At 66.8% G+C, this 17,869-nt stretch carries 14 protein-coding genes, 4 tRNA genes and 1 pseudogene; 11 read left to right on the top strand and 8 right to left on the bottom strand.

Annotated features, from left to right (window positions below; all coding sequences use genetic code 11):
• The first annotated feature begins 76 nt into the window (after positions 1-76).
• Complete coding sequence (glnII, locus tag VGC47_03470; GenBank protein ID HEX9854352.1) at positions 77-1,084, top strand: glutamine synthetase GlnII; 1,008 nt, start codon at positions 77-79, stop codon at positions 1,082-1,084.
• 67 nt (positions 1,085-1,151) lie between these two features.
• Here glnII and VGC47_03475 read toward each other — a convergent pair whose 3' ends face one another.
• Both VGC47_03475 and VGC47_03480 read right to left on the bottom strand, forming a co-directional pair.
• The gene (locus tag VGC47_03475; GenBank protein HEX9854353.1) at positions 1,152-2,567 is read right to left on the bottom strand and encodes a 6-bladed beta-propeller; all 1,416 of its coding nucleotides are present in this window, start codon (positions 2,565-2,567) and stop codon (positions 1,152-1,154) included.
• A gap of 7 nt (positions 2,568-2,574) precedes the next feature.
• A complete protein-coding gene (locus VGC47_03480; protein HEX9854354.1) occupies positions 2,575-3,147 on the bottom strand; it encodes a hypothetical protein in 573 nt (190 codons plus the stop codon).
• A gap of 81 nt (positions 3,148-3,228) precedes the next feature.
• On the opposite strand from VGC47_03480, the gene VGC47_03485 reads away from it, so the two are divergent.
• Positions 3,229-3,960: an SDR family oxidoreductase gene (locus VGC47_03485; GenBank protein HEX9854355.1), complete on the top strand. Its 732-nt coding sequence runs from the start codon at positions 3,229-3,231 to the stop codon at positions 3,958-3,960.
• Entirely contained in the window at positions 3,957-5,666 is a 1,710-nt protein-coding gene (locus VGC47_03490) for a glycerol-3-phosphate dehydrogenase/oxidase (GenBank protein HEX9854356.1), read from the top strand. The genes VGC47_03485 and VGC47_03490 overlap by 4 nt, the downstream gene beginning before the upstream one ends.
• 30 nt (positions 5,667-5,696) lie before the next feature.
• Here the strand turns inward: VGC47_03490 and VGC47_03495 are convergent, their stop codons facing one another.
• From VGC47_03495 to VGC47_03515, 5 genes are all read right to left on the bottom strand, one after another.
• The gene (locus tag VGC47_03495) at positions 5,697-7,151 is read right to left on the bottom strand and encodes an amidohydrolase family protein (protein ID HEX9854357.1); all 1,455 of its coding nucleotides are present in this window, start codon (positions 7,149-7,151) and stop codon (positions 5,697-5,699) included.
• Between the two features lie 108 nt (positions 7,152-7,259).
• Entirely contained in the window at positions 7,260-9,215 is a 1,956-nt protein-coding gene (gene acs, locus VGC47_03500; protein HEX9854358.1) for an acetate--CoA ligase, read from the bottom strand.
• 118 nt (positions 9,216-9,333) lie between these two features.
• Entirely contained in the window at positions 9,334-10,074 is a 741-nt protein-coding gene (locus VGC47_03505) for an alpha/beta fold hydrolase (GenBank protein ID HEX9854359.1), read from the bottom strand.
• 74 nt (positions 10,075-10,148) lie between these two features.
• Positions 10,149-11,498 carry a PAS domain-containing sensor histidine kinase gene (locus VGC47_03510; GenBank protein ID HEX9854360.1) on the bottom strand — a complete coding sequence of 450 codons (1,350 nt, stop codon included), beginning with the start codon at positions 11,496-11,498 and terminating at the stop codon, positions 10,149-10,151.
• A gap of 118 nt (positions 11,499-11,616) precedes the next feature.
• On the bottom strand, positions 11,617-12,066 hold the full coding sequence (locus VGC47_03515; protein HEX9854361.1) for a hypothetical protein: 450 nt from the start codon (positions 12,064-12,066) through the stop codon (positions 11,617-11,619).
• A gap of 123 nt (positions 12,067-12,189) precedes the next feature.
• On the opposite strand from VGC47_03515, the gene VGC47_03520 reads away from it, so the two are divergent.
• The 4 genes from VGC47_03520 to VGC47_03535 all read left to right on the top strand — a co-directional run bounded on the left by VGC47_03520 (position 12,190) and on the right by VGC47_03535 (position 13,789).
• The gene (locus VGC47_03520) at positions 12,190-13,416 is read left to right on the top strand and encodes a hypothetical protein (GenBank protein HEX9854362.1); all 1,227 of its coding nucleotides are present in this window, start codon (positions 12,190-12,192) and stop codon (positions 13,414-13,416) included.
• A gap of 66 nt (positions 13,417-13,482) precedes the next feature.
• A tRNA-Glu gene (locus tag VGC47_03525) sits at positions 13,483-13,555 on the top strand.
• A 5-nt stretch (positions 13,556-13,560) separates the two neighbouring features.
• Positions 13,561-13,638, top strand: a tRNA-Asp gene (locus VGC47_03530).
• A gap of 75 nt (positions 13,639-13,713) precedes the next feature.
• A tRNA-Phe gene (locus VGC47_03535) sits at positions 13,714-13,789 on the top strand.
• A 232-nt stretch (positions 13,790-14,021) separates the two neighbouring features.
• On the opposite strand, the gene VGC47_03540 is transcribed toward VGC47_03535, so the two are convergent.
• Positions 14,022-15,116, bottom strand: coding sequence for an alpha/beta hydrolase (locus VGC47_03540; protein ID HEX9854363.1), 1,095 nt, complete (start codon positions 15,114-15,116; stop codon positions 14,022-14,024).
• 388 nt (positions 15,117-15,504) lie between these two features.
• On the opposite strand from VGC47_03540, the gene VGC47_03545 reads away from it, so the two are divergent.
• From VGC47_03545 to VGC47_03560, 4 genes and pseudogenes are all read left to right on the top strand, one after another.
• A tRNA-OTHER gene (locus VGC47_03545) sits at positions 15,505-15,573 on the top strand.
• Between the two features lie 42 nt (positions 15,574-15,615).
• Positions 15,616-15,903 (top strand): annotated as a pseudogene (locus VGC47_03550) (tyrosine-type recombinase/integrase).
• Entirely contained in the window at positions 15,900-16,490 is a 591-nt protein-coding gene (locus VGC47_03555; protein HEX9854364.1) for a nucleotidyltransferase domain-containing protein, read from the top strand. Before VGC47_03550 ends, VGC47_03555 begins: the two are co-directional and overlap by 4 nt.
• 795 nt (positions 16,491-17,285) lie before the next feature.
• On the top strand, positions 17,286-17,869 hold a 584-nt coding region (locus tag VGC47_03560; GenBank protein ID HEX9854365.1), incomplete at its 3' end, for a dihydrofolate reductase family protein.

Genomic DNA, 17,869 nt, shown 5'->3' on the forward strand with positions numbered 1-17,869 from the left:
GGAGGAGCGTGCATTGCGGCCTCGTTGGCGTTGGCGCGGCCAGAGTCGAACCGAACACTTGAAACGGAGGAAGTCCATGCCGTATCGGGCGGAATACATCTGGATCGATGGGCAGAAGCCGACGGCCAAGCTCCGGTCGAAGACGAAGATCGTCCCTGATGGCGCCGAGCCGCCCATCTGGGGCTTCGACGGATCCAGCACCGAACAGGCCCCGGGCAGCAACTCGGACTGCGTGTTGCGGCCCGTGCTCGTCAAACCGGACCCGATCCGCGGCGGCGACGACGTGCTGGTCATCGCCGAGGTGTTGCTCACGGACCTGTCGCCGCACCCGTCGAACACGCGGGCGGCGTGCGTCGAGGTCGCCGAGAAGCACGCGGCGCACGAGCCGTGGTTCGGGATCGAGCAGGAATACACCTTCTTCAAGGACGGTCGCCCGCACGGATGGCCGATCGGCGGCTTCCCCGCTCCACAGGGCGGCTACTACTGCGGCGTGGGTGCGGACGAGATCTGGGGCCGGGACGTCGTCGAGGGCCACACCAAGGCGTGCATCGATGCCGGCATCGAGATCTCGGGGACGAATGCCGAGGTCATGATCGGTCAGTGGGAGTTCCAGGTCGGCCCGCTCGGGCCGGTGGAGGTCGCCGACCAGCTCTGGATGGCCCGCTGGCTCCTCTACAGGATCGCCGAGGACTACGGCATCTCGGCCCATCTCCACCCCAAGCCGGTGAAGGGCGACTGGAACGGCGCAGGTGCACACACCAACTTCTCGACGAAGTCGATGCGAGAGAGCTACGAGCCGATCATCGCGGCGTGCGAGGCCCTCGGCAAGGCGCACGACGAGCACATCAGCCAGTACGGGGCCGGGATCGAGGAGCGCCTCACCGGTCTCCACGAGACCGCCCCGTGGACGGAGTTCAGCTACGGGGTCTCGCACCGCGGTGCGTCGGTCCGGATCCCTTGGCAGACCGAGGTCGATCAGAAGGGATACATCGAAGATCGGCGTCCCAACGCCAACATGGATCCTTACGTGGTGACCAAGCTCATCACGAGCACGGTCTGCAGCTACCTGGACACCAGCGGCTGATCGGGACCCGATGACCGGGCGGCGCGGCCGTCTGCCACCACGGTTGGTGGCCGCAGCGTCGTCATGGCTATGGGACGCCGGTCGTCACCTCGCACGTCGACGCGGTGTCCGTGCCGGCGCCGCCGGAACACGTGTCGGTTCCCTTGCCACCAGCCAGCCTGTCCTTGCCGGTGTTCCCTCGCAGGTCGTCGTTCGCCCCACCCCCGAAGAGGCGATCACCGCCCCTGCCGCCCTTGACCACGTCACGGCTGCGGCCGCCCTCGAGCCGGTCGCCCTTGTCGCCGCCGGAGAGCAGATCGTTGCCGTCACCTCCGAGCAGGTGATCCTCCCCGGCCTCCCCCCGCAGGTCGTCGTCGCCGACCTCGCCGAATATCCGGTCGTCTCCGGGGCCGCCTCGACCGCGATCCTCGCCACCTCCGAGGCAGATCAAGTCGTTGCCCCTGCCCCCGTCGATGTCGTCCGGACCACCACGAGCGATGATCACGTCTCGCATCGACGTGCCCGAATAGGCGTCGGCCGAGTCGGTGCCGACCCACGTCGCCGGTTTGCCGCCGCATCGCCTGTAGTCCCATACCGCGACGCGGGCGACCCCCGAGTCGGTCACGTGGATGCGCCCCGCCGGGTCGAATGCGATGTGGACGGGCGCCTGGAAGCGCCCGCCACCGCTGCCGCTCGATCCGAACTCGGTGAGGTAGGCGCCGCCGCGGTTGAAGATGAACACCTTGTCGTGAGTGTCGGATGACACGTGGATACGATCAGCCGAGTCCACCTCGATGCCCCTGATCGTCCCGAACGGAGTGCCGTCGGCGTCGTCGATCGTGGCCATGTGGGCGAACGAGCTGTCGAAAAGCTGGAACCGCGAGCCATTCTCCTCGGCCACCGCGATCGTCCCGTTCGTGAGGCCGGCGACCGAGATCGGCTCATCGAACTGGCCGTCGCCCGAGCCGAGCGTGCCGAATGCGGTGATGAACGTACCGTCGGGCTCCATGACCTGGATGCGGTGGTTGAGGGCGTCCGCCACGAGCATCCGCCCGAACGTGTCGAACGCAACGTCTGCGGGCGCGACAAACTGGCCGTTGCCGGCGCCATGCGAGCCGATCGTTCGGACGAACCCGCCCGCCGGGGTGATGACGTGGACCCGGTCGCCGCCGAGCTCGGCGACGTACAGGTTGCCGTCGGGGCCGAACGACATGCCACTTGGCAAGGTGAACTGCACCTGGCCGGTGCCCTGCTCGCCGTATGCTGCGACGAAGGTGCCAGCCGAGTCGTAGCGGACGATCTCGTGGTCCGTTCGGTCGGCGACGTAGACGCCCCCGCCGCTGGGAATCGCGACGCCCCAGACATTGGAGGACAGATGCCCTGACGAGACGTCGTCGATCCAACGCGGTGGCAGAATCGGCGCCGGCGCGCCGCCGGATGCGGCGGCTGGGGCATTCGCCAATGCGACCGTCACGACGAGGGCTGTCACCCAGAGCCGGCGCATGCTCTCGCTACCCGCCGGCGGCGTCGACTGCGGCCTGCAGGGCCGCGTCGAGCTGCTCACCTGCCGCCGCGTAGTCGTCGAGCGCCGCCAGCCGCTCTTCCGATCCTTCGGCATTGACGAGCCCGTCGATCATTCCCTCGGCCGCCTGAATCATGTCCTCGGCGGAGGCGTTGACGTCCTCCCACACCTCCGTGACGGACTCGGGCACTTCGAACGCCGCCACCTCGGCTGCGAAGTCCTGGGTCCTGCCGGCCAGGTCGATGAGGAGGTCCCGGGCGTCGCCGAACTCGATGTCCCTGGCATCCCAGTCCTCGTTTGTCGTCCGGGCGTCGTTGCTCAGTTCCGCCGTCGTCACCCTGAAGTCGCCGACGGCGTTGAGGAACGCCTGCACGGACGGCTCGAGTGTCGTCGTCGTCGTCTCCGGAACGGTCGTCGTGGTGTCTTGCGCCGCCAGTGTCGTCGTCGTCGGACCCACCTCCGCCTGTGGCAGGGCGTTCACGAACGTGTACGTGAAGATGACGAGGGCGGCGATGACGATCGGGAGGATCCATCGCCCGGGCTTGGGATCGGCTCTGCTCACGGCTCGGAACGATAGAGCATCGGGCGTAGTTGGCGGGGGCGGTCGCCGGGCCGTCGTGCCGCCGATCTACCCTTCAGCGCCATGGATATCGCCGGCCGCAACGCGTTGATAACGGGAGGCGCACACCGAGTCGGCCGGGCCATCACGCTCGAGTTGGCGGCGGCCGGCGCCAACGTCTTCATCCACTACAACTCGTCGGCGGCACCCGCCGAGGAGACGGCGGGAGTCGCCCGGGCCCACGGGGTGCGCGCCTTCGTCGGGCCTGCCGACCTCACCGATCCCGCCGCGGCCGGCTCGCTCGTGCGAGCAGCCAACGAGCAATTCGGGCCGATCTCGGTGCTCGTCAACAGCGCGTCCGGCTTCCCCGAGGACACGCTGGCCGATGTCACGGTCGACGGCTTCAGGAAGACCCAGGACCTGTCGCTGCTGACGCCGATCTTCCTCACGCAGGCCTTCGCCGCTTCGGTGCCCGCCGACCTCGATGGGGCGGTCGTCAACGTCACGGACGTGAGAACCGCCACCCCGTACCGGCGGCATTTCAGCTACATCGTCGCCAAGGGTGCGCTCGACTCGTTCACCAGAGCCGCCGCAGTCGCTCTGGCGCCCCGCATCCGGGTCAACGCGGTGGCCCTCGGCATCATCTTGCCGCCCGCCGGCGAGGACGAGTCGTACGCCGAGAGGCTTGCCGCACAGATCCCGCTCGCCCGCGTCGGTGGCACGGACCCCGTGGTTGCGGCCGTTCGGCACCTCGTCGAGAACGACTTCGTGACGGGCGAGATCCTGCGCGTCGACGGGGGCGGCCACCTGGTGTGATCGAGAGACGATCGGCGCGACTCGGGCCCGGAGAGCGAGCCGCCAACCTCGACCGCCTCGACGACGAATCCTTCGATCTCGTCGTGATCGGCGGCGGCATCACCGGGGCGGGCAGCGCCCTCGATGCCGTCTCGCGAGGCAGATCTGTCGCGCTGCTCGAGCAGAGGGACCTCGCCGCCGGCACATCGAGCCGGTCGAGCAAGCTCATCCACGGTGGCCTGAGATACCTGGAGCAGCTCGAGCTCGGCCTCGTACGAGAGGCGCTGCGCGAGCGAGGGCTGTTGCTGACCAAGCTGGCACCGCACCTCGTCCGTCCGGTGTCCTTCGTGTACCCGCTGCGGCACCACATCTGGGAGCGCGCCTACGTCGGCGCCGGGGTGCTGCTCTACGCCACGCTGGCGCGCTCGTCCGGCAGCACGTTGCCCGGCCACCGCCACCTGACGAAGCGGACGACGCTGGAGCTGTTCCCCGGCCTGCGTCCAGATGTCTTCGTCGGGGGAATCCGCTACTGGGACGCTCAGGTCGACGACGCCCGCTACGCGCTCGCCGTCGCCCGCACTGCGGCCGCCCTGGGCGCAGTCGTCCTCACCAGCACGCGGGTCACCGGCTTCGACCGCGTCTCGGGAAGGGTGGCGGCGGTCGACGCAGACTGCCTCGAGACCGGGAGGAGGCTCCGCGTCGAGGCGCGGGCGGTGGTCAACGCCACCGGCGTGTGGACGGACGAAGTCGAGAGACTCGCCGGCGAGTCCTCGGGCGACGTTGCCGCTTCGAAGGGGATCCATCTCGTCGTCGCGAGAGATAGGATCGCATCCTCCACGGGGATCATCGTGCGCACGGAGAAGAGCGTCCTCTTCGTGATCCCGTGGGGCGACTTCTGGCTGATCGGAACCACGGACACGTCGTGGCGCCTCGGACTCGCCCACCCGGCTGCCAGCCGCACCGACATCGAGTACCTGCTGGGTCACGTCAACGAGCTCCTCGCCGATCCCCTCGACGAGAGCGACGTGGTCGGTGTCTACGCCGGGCTGCGACCGCTGCTGCGCGGCGAGTCCGATTCGACGAGCAAGTTGAGTCGTGAGCACGCCGTCGTCGAGCAGGTGCCCGGGCTCTTCACCGTTGCGGGTGGCAAGTACACGACGTACCGCGTGATGGCTCGCGACGCAGTCGACGCGGCGCTCGGGCCCGGAGCGCCCGCTTCGCGGACGGCGGACATCCCCATCCATGGCGCGGCCGGCTACCACGAGGCATGGACCGCCCGGCACGCAGCGGCCGAGGCGGCAGGTATCGATCCTCACTGGGTCGAGCACCTGCTCAGCCGCCACGGCTCCGAGACGTCGGAGATCATGGAGGCGATCGCCGATCGGCGCCAGCTCGGAGCGCCGGTCCCAGGGGCCCCCGGCTACCTGACAGCCGAGATTCGGCACGCGGTGACCCATGAGGCGGCCTTGCACCTCGACGACGTGCTCACCAGGAGGACGAGGATCTCGATCGAGACCCCGGATCGGGGGGTGGCCGCCGCCCCTGCGGTCACCGAGCTGATGGCCGAGGTGCTCGGATGGGACGAGGCGACCAAGGCTCGTGAGCTGGAGCACTACCTGGCGAGGGTCGAGGCCGAGCTCGAATCGCAGACGATGCCCGACGACCACACCGCCGACGCGGCCCGCCTGGGCGCACCAGACGTGAGGACCGGACGCGGCGACCTCTGACGCCGCGCCGCCGATACCGGCCCGGGCCTGTCACGCCCAGCCTCGGTGGTGCTCGTGAAAGCGGCGGAACTCGGTTGCGTTCGTCGGCCCGAGGGTGTTGTTCCCGTCCGGGAACGTGAGCCGGATCTCACGGAGCTCCTCACGAGTGAAGTCCCAACGGACCTTCACCGGGTCGACCCCGTAGAGCTCGGCGGCATTGAGCCCGAAGATCCGGCGCTTGGTGCGCCCCCCGAGCACCGGGTAGCCGAAGCGCTCCCGATACGACTCGGTGATCGTGAAAGCTCGCATGGCCTCGATCTGATCCTGGGGCGACCCGTAGAAGATCGAGTCCGTGCCCCACAGGATGCGGTTCTCGCCGAGTGTGTCGAGCAGCTTGCCGAGCACGTGTGCCGCTTGCGTCGGGGTGCGCATCAGGTACCACCACGTCGATCCGAGCTCGCCGTACACGTTGCCAGCGTGACCGATCCCGTGCTCTCGGAGGGTGGCGATGAAGCGGTTGACGCCGTTCGACTCATCGCTGTACGGACCCTCCACGTGGTCGACCTCGAATCCGCAGTGATACACGACGAAGTTCATCTCCGGGTATGCCTTGGCTGCGGGCCCGATGTCGACGGGAGATCCGAATCGACTGCCGCCGGACAACCCCTTGTGGACGCAGATGATGTTCACCCCGAGGTCGAGCGACTTCTCGATGAACCGCCGGCCGACGTGTGGGACGCCTTCTTCGTGGTCGTCGAGCCAGTACCTGTTTCCCGTGACGGGGTCTCCGAAGTGGGTGAACGTCTTCCAGCCGGCGATCGGGTAGCGCGCCACCGTGCGCTCCATCTCCTCGAGAGTGGCCTCGATCGAGCCGACCTGAGGCAACACCTGGGCGTGCAGCTTGATCCGGTCGTCCCTCGTCAGGCCCACCGAGACTCGCCTCGTCTCGTCCATCACCTCGATCGGGAGAGGGCTTCCCTCTGGATGGATCGGCAATGCAGAGACGACGGCCATCGACGTGTCCGACCGAAGGAACATCTCCTCCATGAAGTGCGTCATCGAGAAGCACGAGCGAGGGTCGTCGTCCCCGCAGTTCATCTGCGGGAACTGGTCGCCCCAGAATCGCCTGCCCCTGGTTGCCGGGTTGAGCTCGTACTCGAGGAGATGCCCCTGGACGTCCATGATGAACTCGTCGCCCGTCAGCCGCTCCTCGGCGGCCAGCGGCTCCCAGAGCGCGTCGGCGGGGATGGCGTACCTGCCGCCCGGGTCCGCATGCGCCGAGGCGGTCATCCTGTCGAGGAAGAAGAGCGTGATGGCAGACGCCGTCGCCGACTTGAGGAACTCACGTCGATCCATGCCGAGCTTGCGGGCGGCTCGATCACACTGCTCTCGGGCGAGCCGGAGCGCCTCGGTGACGGTCGGAGCGAGCGGCTGAGGCAGGAACTCCCCGTTCGATACGGGCCCGAGCTTGATCGGCAGCCCCGGCTCGTCGTCTCGCCATGACATCCACGAACCCCTCTCGAGGATCCTTCAGAATGTAGCGGGACCTCCGGGGACGAGACGCCGACATGCCTCGACCGCTCGAGCGACCGGCGCCGCATCGTGGGGACGGGCTCAATCCTCGTCCGAGACGGCTGCCTTGGCAGCGATCTCCTCGACGATGTCTGCGTTGGCCAGGGTCGTGACGTCGCCGAGGCGCCGATGCTCGGACACGTCTCGCAGCAGCCTGCGCATGATCTTCCCGGAGCGGGTCTTGGGAAGGTCGTTCGTGAAGACGATGCTCTTCGGCTTGGCGATCGGCCCGATCTTCTTGGCGACGTGGTTCCGCAGCTCCTCGATCAGGTCGGCGTTGCCCTCGATGCCGTCACGCAGCGTCACGAACGCCGCGATTGCCTGACCCGTGATGGGGTCCGTCCTCCCGACCACGGCGGCTTCTGCGACGCCGTGGTGGTCGACGAGAGCGGACTCGACCTCGGTGGTCGAGATGTTGTGGCCGGACACCAGCATCACGTCGTCGACCCGCCCGAGCAGCCAGTAGTAACCGTCGGCGTCCCGCTTGCACCCGTCGCCCGGGAAGTAGCGCCCCGGGAAGCGCGTCCAGTACGTGTCGACGTAGCGCTGGTCGTCTCCGTAGATGGTGCGGAGCATGGCAGGCCACGGCCGATCGATCACCAGGTACCCGCCCCCGCCGAGTGGCACCGAATTGCCGTCGTCGTCGACCACGTCGGCGCCGATGCCGGGGAAGGGCTTGGTGGCGGAGCCGGGTTTCGTCGCCACGGCTCCCGGGAGGGGGGTGATCATGATGGCCCCGGTCTCGGTCTGCCACCAGGTGTCGACGATCGGCGTGCTGCCGCCCCCGATGTGCTCGTGGTACCACATCCACGCCTCGGGGTTGATCGGCTCGCCGACGGTGCCGAGCACCCGCAGCGACGAGAGGTCGTGGCCGGCGGGATGCTCGTCTCCCCACTTCATGAACGACCGGATCGCAGTAGGGGCGGTGTAGAAGATCGTCACGCCGTACTCCTCGATGATCGACCACAGCCGGTCGAGGCCCGGGAAGTTGGGCGCTCCCTCGTACATGACCCCGGTCACGCCGTTCGCCAGGGGGCCGTAGACGATGTATGAGTGCCCGGTGACCCAGCCGATGTCGGCGGCGCACCAGTAGACGTCGTCGGGCTTCACGTCGAAGACGTAGTGGTGGGTCGTCGTCACTCCTGTGAGGTAGCCGCCCTGGGTGTGCACGATCCCCTTTGGCGTCCCCGTTGTGCCGGACGTGTACAGGATATAGAGCAGGTCCTCTGCGTTCATGACGGCGGGCTCGAACTCGGGATGCCTGCCGGCAACCGCCTCGTGGTACCAGACGTCACGGCCTTCGACCCAGGCGACGTCGCTGTCGGTGCGCTTCACGACGATGACGTGCTCCACGCTCGGGCAGCGGGCGGCCGCTTCGTCCGCCGCGTCCTTCAGGGCGACCACCGAGCCTCGCCGCCATGCGCCATCCGAGGTGACGATCGCCTTGGCCTGGGCGTCCTCGACGCGGTCGGCGAGCGCATCGGCGGAGAACCCCCCGAACACGACGGAGTGGACGGCGCCGATGCGGGCGCACGCCAGCATGGCGACGGGAAGCTCCGGGATCATCCCGAGGTAGACGGCGACCCGGTCACCCTTCTCGATCCCCATCTCCGACATGGCGGCCGCCAACCGGCAGACGTCCTCGTACAGGTCGCGATACGTGATCGTCCTGGTGTCTCCCGGCTCGCCGATCCAGTGGTAGGCGACCTTGTCGCCCCTCTCGTCGAGATGTCGGTCGAGGCAGTTGTATGCCAGATTCAGCTCACCATCCTCGAACCATTTGAAGAACGGGGCATCGGATTCGTCGACGATCTCTCGCGGCTCTCGGAACCAGGTGATCCGTTCGAGCGCCTGCGAGTGCCAGAAGGCCTTCCAGTCCTGGGCGGCTTCTGCATGGATGTCTGGCGATGCGTTGGCGTTGGCGGCGAACTCGGGCGCCGGTGGGAACACTCGGTCCTCGTTGAGCAGGTTCTCGATCGCCTGGCTGCCTTCGGCCACGTGAGGCTCCTTCTCCGTATTCGTCGCCGACATCGTACCGGTGGCCTCGGCGACGGTTCCGTGGCCTGTCATCCGGATGGGATCACCGGCGGCGCCCGGCGCCCACACGGGACGCAGGTCACGTCGAAGGTCGGATGTGCTGGGAGACGAGCAGGTGGATCAGATCGCGTTCTCGGTCGAGTGTCGCCACGTGACGGCTCCCGCGCAGCCAGCGGAGCTTCTTGTCACGGGATCCGAGCCGGTCGTAGATGACCTGGGCGCTGGCGGGCCTCACGGTCTGGTCGGCCTTCGACTGGATCACGAGGGCAGGGGCCGTGACCCTCGGAAGGGCGCGGTTGGCGGCCCTGATGAGGTCGGTCAACTCGGCCACGGTTCCGATCGGCACGTCGCGGTACTGGCGAGCGAACTGCGCGGTCTCCTCGGGGTAGGGGTCCGGATCGGGTGCCACCCTGATCCGGGCCGACCCTCGGTACATGCCGGCGAAGCGGGCGGAACGCGAGAAGACCTTCTGGGGCGTGTTGATCGTCGTGATCGTCGCCACGTCGTCGACTGCCGCGATCAGGATGGCGATGAGCCCACCCATGGAGAGCCCGACCAGGTGCCTGCGATCGCCGGGTGCTGTTGCGGTGGCTTGAAGAGCGCTGGCGACCCAGTCCCGCCACCCGGTGCGCGCCATGTGTGCTTCGGACGTGCCGTGTCCCGCGAGCAGCGGCGCGATCGAAGAGATCCCGCCGGCCGCCAGTGCCTGGCCGAGGGGCCACAGATGGGCAGGCGAGCCCGTCCATCCATGGAGGAGGACGGCGGTGTCGCCTCCCGAAGCCTCGATCATGAAGCCGGTCTCCGGAGCGACCTGAGTCATCCGCTGGAATCTAGGTGGCAACCGCCGCAGGGCGGCGCAATCACCGCGGGGCGGCGGCACGGCGTGTGGTGCGCTCAGCGGCCGGCGGCCATCTCTTCCGCCTGGAGCGTCGATGGGCGAAAGGCCGGGATCTCGATCCTGAATCGGCTCCACCCGGCGGCGTAGTCGTAGGTGAGCTCGCCGCCCATCAACTCGGTGAGCTGGCGCGACACCGCCAGGCCGACGCCGACGGACGCCACGTTGCCGGCACGCGAGTGCGCCCGCTGGTACAGCTCGAAGATGGACTCCCGGTGGTGGATGGGCACGCCGCTCCCGTCGTCGAGGACGGTGAGCGCAACCTGCGAGCCTGCCTGCTCGGCCTCGACGACGATGTGGTCGCCGCCGTAACGAATCGCGTTCGTGAGGAGGTTGCGCACGACCTGCTTGAGACGGAGCGGATCGGCCCATGCGGTCTGGTCGACGCGACTGGCGTCGATGTGCTTCGCCGTGCTCGATCGGGTGGCTGCCTCGACGGCGCCCATGACGAGGGGCCGCAGCTCGACGAGTCGCGGCGCGATCGACACGAGGCCGATCTCCGCCCGCGCCGCCACCAGGAGGTCCTCCACGAGGTCGGCGAGCTCGCCGCTCTCCTGCGCGATGAACTGCACCAGCTCGAGCTTGACCGTCGAATCGAGCAAGCTCCACTGGTCGAGAAGCGTCTCGGACGACCCGTACACGGACGTGAGCGGCGTGCGCAATTCGTGGCTCACCGTCGCCAGGAAGTCGTCCTTCGAGCGGATGAGAGCCTGCATTCTCTCCATCGCCTCTTTGCGTTCGGTGATGTCGACCATCTGGACGACGACCTTCTTGAGATCGAGCGCACCGCCAACCCGCGGGGCGCTCCAGTGCAGGATGGCGTCCACCCGCTCGCCGTTGGCTCTCTGGCCGGTGATCTCGTAGGCGATCCGTGACACGTCGTCCCAGATGGCAAGGAACTGAGCTTGGTACGAGTGGCGCGAGTCCTCGTTGAAGGACTCGACGTCGAAGCGACCGAGCACGTCGCCTCTCGAGTTGACTCCGAGCATCGTGAGGGCGGCCGTGTTGGCGTTCGTGACCTCGATGAGTGAGGCGCCGTGGAGCAGCTCGTGGGGGTTGGCCTCGAAGTACCCGGAGAGGTCGGCGACCCCGGCGCGCTCGAGCTGATCGAGCCAGGCGCCGACTGCGGTGAAGTTCTCCTCCCAGCTCGGGATCGGCGACTCCTCGAAGAGGTGGGAGTAGTGGTGCTCGGTCCTGTCAGCCTTCTCTCGCCACTTGGCTTCCTCACAACGGGCGTCGAGCGCGCTCGAGACGCGGTCGAGGAGGCGCCTCCATCCTCCGCTGGTCGCAGGGCGTTCGTTCCTGTCGAGAGCGAGGTCGTGCAAGATGTCTGCTAGGGCTTGGTTCACGGGCGGTGGGCCTTCGGATCGGCAGTGTCGCGGCGAGGCGCGCCTTCTCCAGCTCCATCGGCACGTCGCCAGGATTTGTTGAGCCACCGCCTCGCGAGGGTCCGGGCAGACCTCCCGGTCACCCCGCCCCCGAAGCCGTGGCCCTGAAGGACAGGATCATCTCCCTGAAGACCTGGTCGACCAGCTTGCGCGCAGGATTGTCGGGCTGCTCGGCGACCATCACCCAGCGCGTCCCGGCGACAACGACGGCCACGAGTCGCTCGAACCGTGTGATCCGGCGAATCTCGTCATGCCACGTCGCATAGCGGGCGAACGCTTCGCCGCTGTCGAACGAGACGGCGTCGTCCCGCAGGATCGTGAAGCCGGCACGGAGCTCCAGCTGCTTGGCGGTGATGGCTCGCAGCCATGGGCCGGCCGGAAGGGTCGCCTGCTGCGCCACGACGGCGAACGTGGCGTCCGCGCCGGCGCTGCCTGGCCCGACGAAGACGGTGGTGCGAGGCTCGATGTTCGACGTCCTCCAGTCTCGGGGAACCGAGATCGAATATCCGACTCCGCGGATCCGCGTCATCGCCACCTGCGTCATCGAGCCTGCCTCTGCGAGAACGTGGCGACAACATACTGCAATACATCGTCAAACAACAATGAACGCGCAAACCCACCGACCGGGAGGCGAAGCGGTACGCTGATGGCGATGGCTTCCTGGCGTCCGGCAGCGGCTCTCGTCACGTTCGTGGTGCTCTCGGTGGCGTGCACGCGGTCCGCCACCGAGACGACGTCGACCGTGGACACGACCCCGCAGCAGACGTCGACCGCGGGGCCTGCGGCCGTCGATCGGATCCTTGTGATCGACGAGGGAGCCGTCGTCACGATGGACCGTGACGGCGCAAGCCGCCGCACCATCGCCGACGCCGGTGACGTCATCCCGTTCCAGCCGACATGGGCGCCCGACGGCGTGCGGGTGGCATACAGCGAGGTGTCGTTGGACGGCCCCGCCGTCGTCATGACGTCGGACGACGGCGAGGAGCCACAACGCTTCGCGACGGACTCGAACGTGTTCTACATGTACTGGTCACCCGACGGCTCACGGCTCACGTCTCTCCGTGAATCCGCAGCCGGCGGACTGCAGCTCGACATACTCGACGTCGAGGCGAACGATGTGCGCACGATCGACGGCGGGCAGCCGCTCTACTACTCCTGGAGTCCCGACTCGGATCGGTTGGCGACGCACATTGGCGTCGACAGGCTCGAGCTGCTCGATCCCGCCGGGGGGTCGGTCGAGCTCGGATCCCGTCCGGGCGCCTTCCCCTCCCCCCAGTGGACGCCGCTCGGCATCTTCCACCTCAGCGTGCTTGCCGTGAACCAGGCGCTCACGCTCACCGACCCGGACGGCGAACCGCGCATTCTCGCCACCGTTCCGGGGCCATCGATATTCACGGCGGCCAGGTCGGGTGCCAGGGTCGCCGTCCAGAGCCTCGTAGACGAGGGGGCGGGCATCGACGCCGCCTACCTACAAGACGCGCCCCTACTGGCTGCCGGCCGTCTCGTCGTGATCGACGTTGCGACCGGCGAGCACGTCGAGGCAGGCGCGAACCCGGTGGCGGCGTTCTTCTGGAGCCCCGGTGGCGACAGGCTGCTCTCCCTGACCGGGGACGGTCGGAGCATCCACTGGGAGGTCTGGGACGACGGGGGCTCGACCGCCTTTCCGGACATCGTGCCCTCCCCAACCTTCATCCGCGACTACCTGGCCTTTTTCGACCAGTACGCCCAGAGCTCATCGCTGTGGGCGCCGGACGGTTCGGCGTTCGTGTTCCCGGGGAGCGTTGACGGAGTCGACGGGATCTGGCGCCAGGATGCCCGACCCGACGCCGAGCCGGTGAGGATCTCGAGCGGAACCTGGGCCGTCTGGTCCCCTGTCTGACCTCTATACTCGCGGTCGCCCAGGAGTGGTGCGCCAGGCGAGGATGTAACATCCGGGCCGTTTTGAGCCCCCATCGTCTAGCGGTCCAGGACTCCGCCCTTTCAAGGCGGCAACGGGGATTCGAATTCCCCTGGGGGCACACGCGGGGGCGTGGTGAAGTCTGGAGTTCACGCCGGCCTGTCAAGCCGGAGGTCGCGGGTTCAAATCCCGTCGCTCCCGCCATGTGCTGTGGTTGCGACCGCCGTACGCGACGGTCGAGGCACGGCGCAGATCGCTGCCCGGGCTCGCTCGGGCCCTGGTCAGGTAGCTCAGTTGGTAGAGCGCCGGTCTGAAAAACCGGAGGTCGACGGATCGACGCCGTCCCTGACCACCATCCATCTAGCTGCGTAAACGCCCAATTCGCCCTTATCAGTTGGGTTTCTGGGGCGTCCTCCACTCCTTCCGGTTTCGCAACTTTTCGCGACCTTTCTGGGCGTTTTGCGGAGCCTCGCGGACTCTGCATTGGGTCGGAACCGCAATGAATGGCCTATGGCCTTCGAGTGTTGATCACTTTGAGTGGTGGCCTGGCAACGAAAAGGCACCCTGGAAGTGCCGATATGTGCGCCCTACCGAGCAGCTGTCTTCAGATAGGCAACGAGTTCAGCCACCTTGTTGAGGGGAGTATGACCGCCGGGATACTCGTCCATCGTCACCTCGATTCCGGCTTCGGAGAGGCGGAGTTCGAGCAGTTGGCCAGCGTCGATGAACGTCACGGTTCCGTCGTCAAACTGATCGAGTCGTTCGAGATCACGTTGGATCGAGCCATCCGGGTCACGCAGGGCGAACCACCCAGACGGGTCTGACGGGTCATCGATTGCTCTGGGGCTCGTGCCATCATCGGCAACCCACAAGTGGAACTTGGCGTCGAGGTCTGTTGGCCAGGACGCCGGATCCATCAGTGCGGCGAGTTCCGCTTGCATTGCAGCGGGGTCGGCTTCAAACGCAGGGTCGAAGTTCTCCGAATGCAGCCAGTATTCGCCGTCGCCGAGGACAGCGCCGGTCACCGGTGCGGGTGGTGAGTCGGTCGAACATCCCGGTATCGGGTCCTCGTTTGCGTCCATGGACGCTGCCAGCCCTACCCCCGCCCCTGCCGAGAACCCGTACACGATCGTGTTGGCAGGGTCGCCACCGAAATCAGGTGCGTTCTGCTGGGCGAACGCCACAGCACAGCTAGCTGCGTCCGTCCACTCGCGGAACGTCACGAGAGGGACCGGGACTGGCGGGATCGGTGGCCGCCAGACGATCCACGACGGGGCGAAGACGACTAGTCCTTCCGCTACCGCAGCCTCTGCCAACGTGGCGGTGTCATCTCCGTCCTTCCCGTCTGAGTCAATGCCATGGAACGCAACCACGACGGGCCACGGTCCGTCGCCAACGGGCGTGTAGACATCCACCAAGAGCTCGGCATCACCGATCGTCATATAGACCAAGTCGGTTGTCTCAACAAAGCTCGGTTCTGCCGTCGTTGTGGTCGCTGCTGCTGCCGTCGTTGTGGTCGCTGCTGCTGCCGTCGTTGTGGTCGCTGCTGCTGCTGCCGTCGTTGTGGTCGCAGCTGGGATGGTTGTTGATGTCGAGTCCGAGGCGTTGCCACCGGAATCCGAGGAACACCCGACGGCGATCAATGAGAACGCGACAATCGGAATCGCAGTGAAACCGCGCACGACTGATCCTTTCGGCTTGTGCCGAGCCAACTGATCTGCGCTGGCTTCGGGCGCTCACTGTAGTTCGGTCTACGGCGATGGGTCGAGGGCCGCCGAGAACGAGTACCGGAAACCGCCCACATCCGGCAATCCCGGACACATCGATATCTCACCGAGAGTGGTGTGTGCGGCTGTGCGCTAGCGCTGCGGCCCTCTCCGCTTCGTAGCAACCTTCGAATGCCGCGAGAACGCGGTCCGATGTCTTGGTCTGGGTCATGGCTCCCGATCAGTACTGCCGGCACCAAGGTTCCAACGGGCGTCACTCCAGATAAGGGTCCTGAGTCCGGGGAACGAAGGCGGGACAGCCGAAAGGACGGACTCCTCGCGGACTCGCCAACGCAACGCCCCAGGTCAGGTCAGCGAAACTGCCGGTCTGAAAAGCCGGAGGTCGACGGATCGACGCCGTCCCTGACCACCAGGCGGATGTGCCGGAAACGCCCATTCCCCCGCAGTCGAGCGGGCCGGGCTCGCGGCTCTGGAGATCCACGAGCTACGCCACACCGCAGCCTCCCTCATGATCAACCAGGGCGCTGATCCCAAGCTGATCCAGACTCAGCTCGGCCACTCCTCCATCTCCATCACCTACGACATCTACGGACACCTCTTCCCAGATCGTCTCGACGAGCTCGCGTCCAAGTTCGACGAGTTGATTCGCGAAGGCCGACAGGGACGAGATCAGAATCGGCTAGTCGCTTTGAACATGTGCCTAGTATTATTGGCAATCGCCCACTATACTTGGCACCGATGAACCTAGGACATCCGCTCTCATCACTGGTGACCACCCTCTCAGGACAGGTCCTCGAGGTGCTGGTCAACACCTCCTATCCCCTGTCTGGTCGACACGTCATGCGGTTGCTGCGTCGGGAGGCCAGCCAGCAGGGTGTCCAGAATGCCCTGGACGAATTGGCAGCCCACGGGATCGTCGAACAGGTGTCCGCCGGAGGATCGATCCTCAACACGCTCAACCGGCAGCACATCCTGGCTCCGTACATCAGCCGCATCGTCAGTCTGAGAGGCGAGCTGATCGACCGACTCGCGACCATCGTCTCCGAGGAGGCTCCGGAGGCGAGGCGGGCGATTCTGTTCGGCTCGCTGGCAAGAGGCAGCGCCGGCGAGCACAGCGACATCGATATCGCGCTGGTGTGGCCAGACGCGGAGGCAGACGAAGAGACCGAAGGGAATATCGCCTCTCGGGTCAGCGAGCTGACTGGAAACGCCTGCAACCTTCTCCACTACACCGCTGAGGAACTCGACACCCTCGCTGAGAGGGCCCCGGAGTTGTGTGCAGCCATCGATTCCGAAGGGATCGATCTGATCGGAGCTCTCGCTCGTTGATGGCCAGGAAAGCCCGCATCCGGCCCTGCAGTCCTCAGGACGCGGCGCAGCGATACGACCAAGCCACAGCCTTCGCCGACCTGGCCGGATTGGATCCAGAGGCCGACGACGGACCGAAACGGTCGGCAGCGGTCAGCAACGCCGTCCTGGCCGGGATCGCAGCCGCCGACTCGATCTGCTGCCGACGTCTCGGCCGCCACGCCGCCGGCGACGACCACCAGAGGGCACTCGCGCTCGTCGAGGAGGCAGGAGAGGTGGGCCGGGACGCGAGGCGCCACCTGGAGACATTGTTGTCGATCAAACACAAGGCACAGTACGAAGAAGTGGACCCCACCGTGACGAAGCGAGAAGGGCGGTCCGCGCCATGCGCTCCATCTTTGAACTCGCCGCCCAAGCCTGACGCGCCGACGGACTCACGCCGACTCCGCTACCCAACGCCCCAGGTCAGACCACTGAAACTGCCGGTCTGAAAAACCGGAGGTCGACGGATCGACGCCGTCCCCGACCACCATCGAACTAGCTGCGTGATCGCGCGAATAGCCTTGTGGCAGTTGGGTTCCTGGGCAGTTCACCGATCTCCCATGGTGCGCCGTCCAGGAGCCGAACGGAGCCCAGGTTCGTCGAGCCACGGATGAATCCTGGGCTAGTGCTGCGGATGGAAGCCTCCGACATCAGCGAGTGGGACTTGAGGCCGATTCTCCCGCCAAGCAGACATTCGCCCGAAGAACGGCATTCCTCGTAAACGTACCTGGCTGCGACTGCTTGCATATTGCAGCCAGCCGGAAGGAGCAAACGGTGTCAGAGGTCGTGTGTGACATCTCGGTCTCGGCCGACGGCTATGCCGCCGGGCCGGGACAGACTCTCGAACAGCCGTTCGGCACCATCGAGCACAACCGTCTCCACGATTGGATGTTCGAGACCCCGAGCGAGAATCGATCCGAGGTGAGGGCGATCACGGATGCAGGCGCGTTCATCATGGGCCGCAACATGTTCGGTCCCGACCGCGGCGAGTGGGACCTCGACTGGAAGGGATGGTGGGGCGACGAGCCGCCCTATCACGCACCGGTGTTCGTCCTCGCCCACCGTCAGCGGGGCGATCTCCCCATGGAGGGCGGAACCACCTTCCATTTCGTCACCGACGGCATCCACGCCGCCCTGGAGCAGGCTCGCTCGGCTGCCGGCGAGCGCAACGTTGCCATCGCCGGAGGCGCCAGCACCGTCAATCAGTTCTTGGCCGCAAGCCTCATCGACGAGCTGCGGGTGCACGTCACCCCCTCGATCATCGGCGATGGTTCGCGGTTGTTCGACGGAGTCCCGCCGATGACGTTCCAGCAGGTGTCGGCCCGTGGCGCCACCGCCGTCACCCACATCGTCTACCG

Source organism: Acidimicrobiia bacterium (assembly GCA_036396535.1).
GTDB lineage: Bacteria > Actinomycetota > Acidimicrobiia > Spongiisociales > UBA5794 > DASWKR01.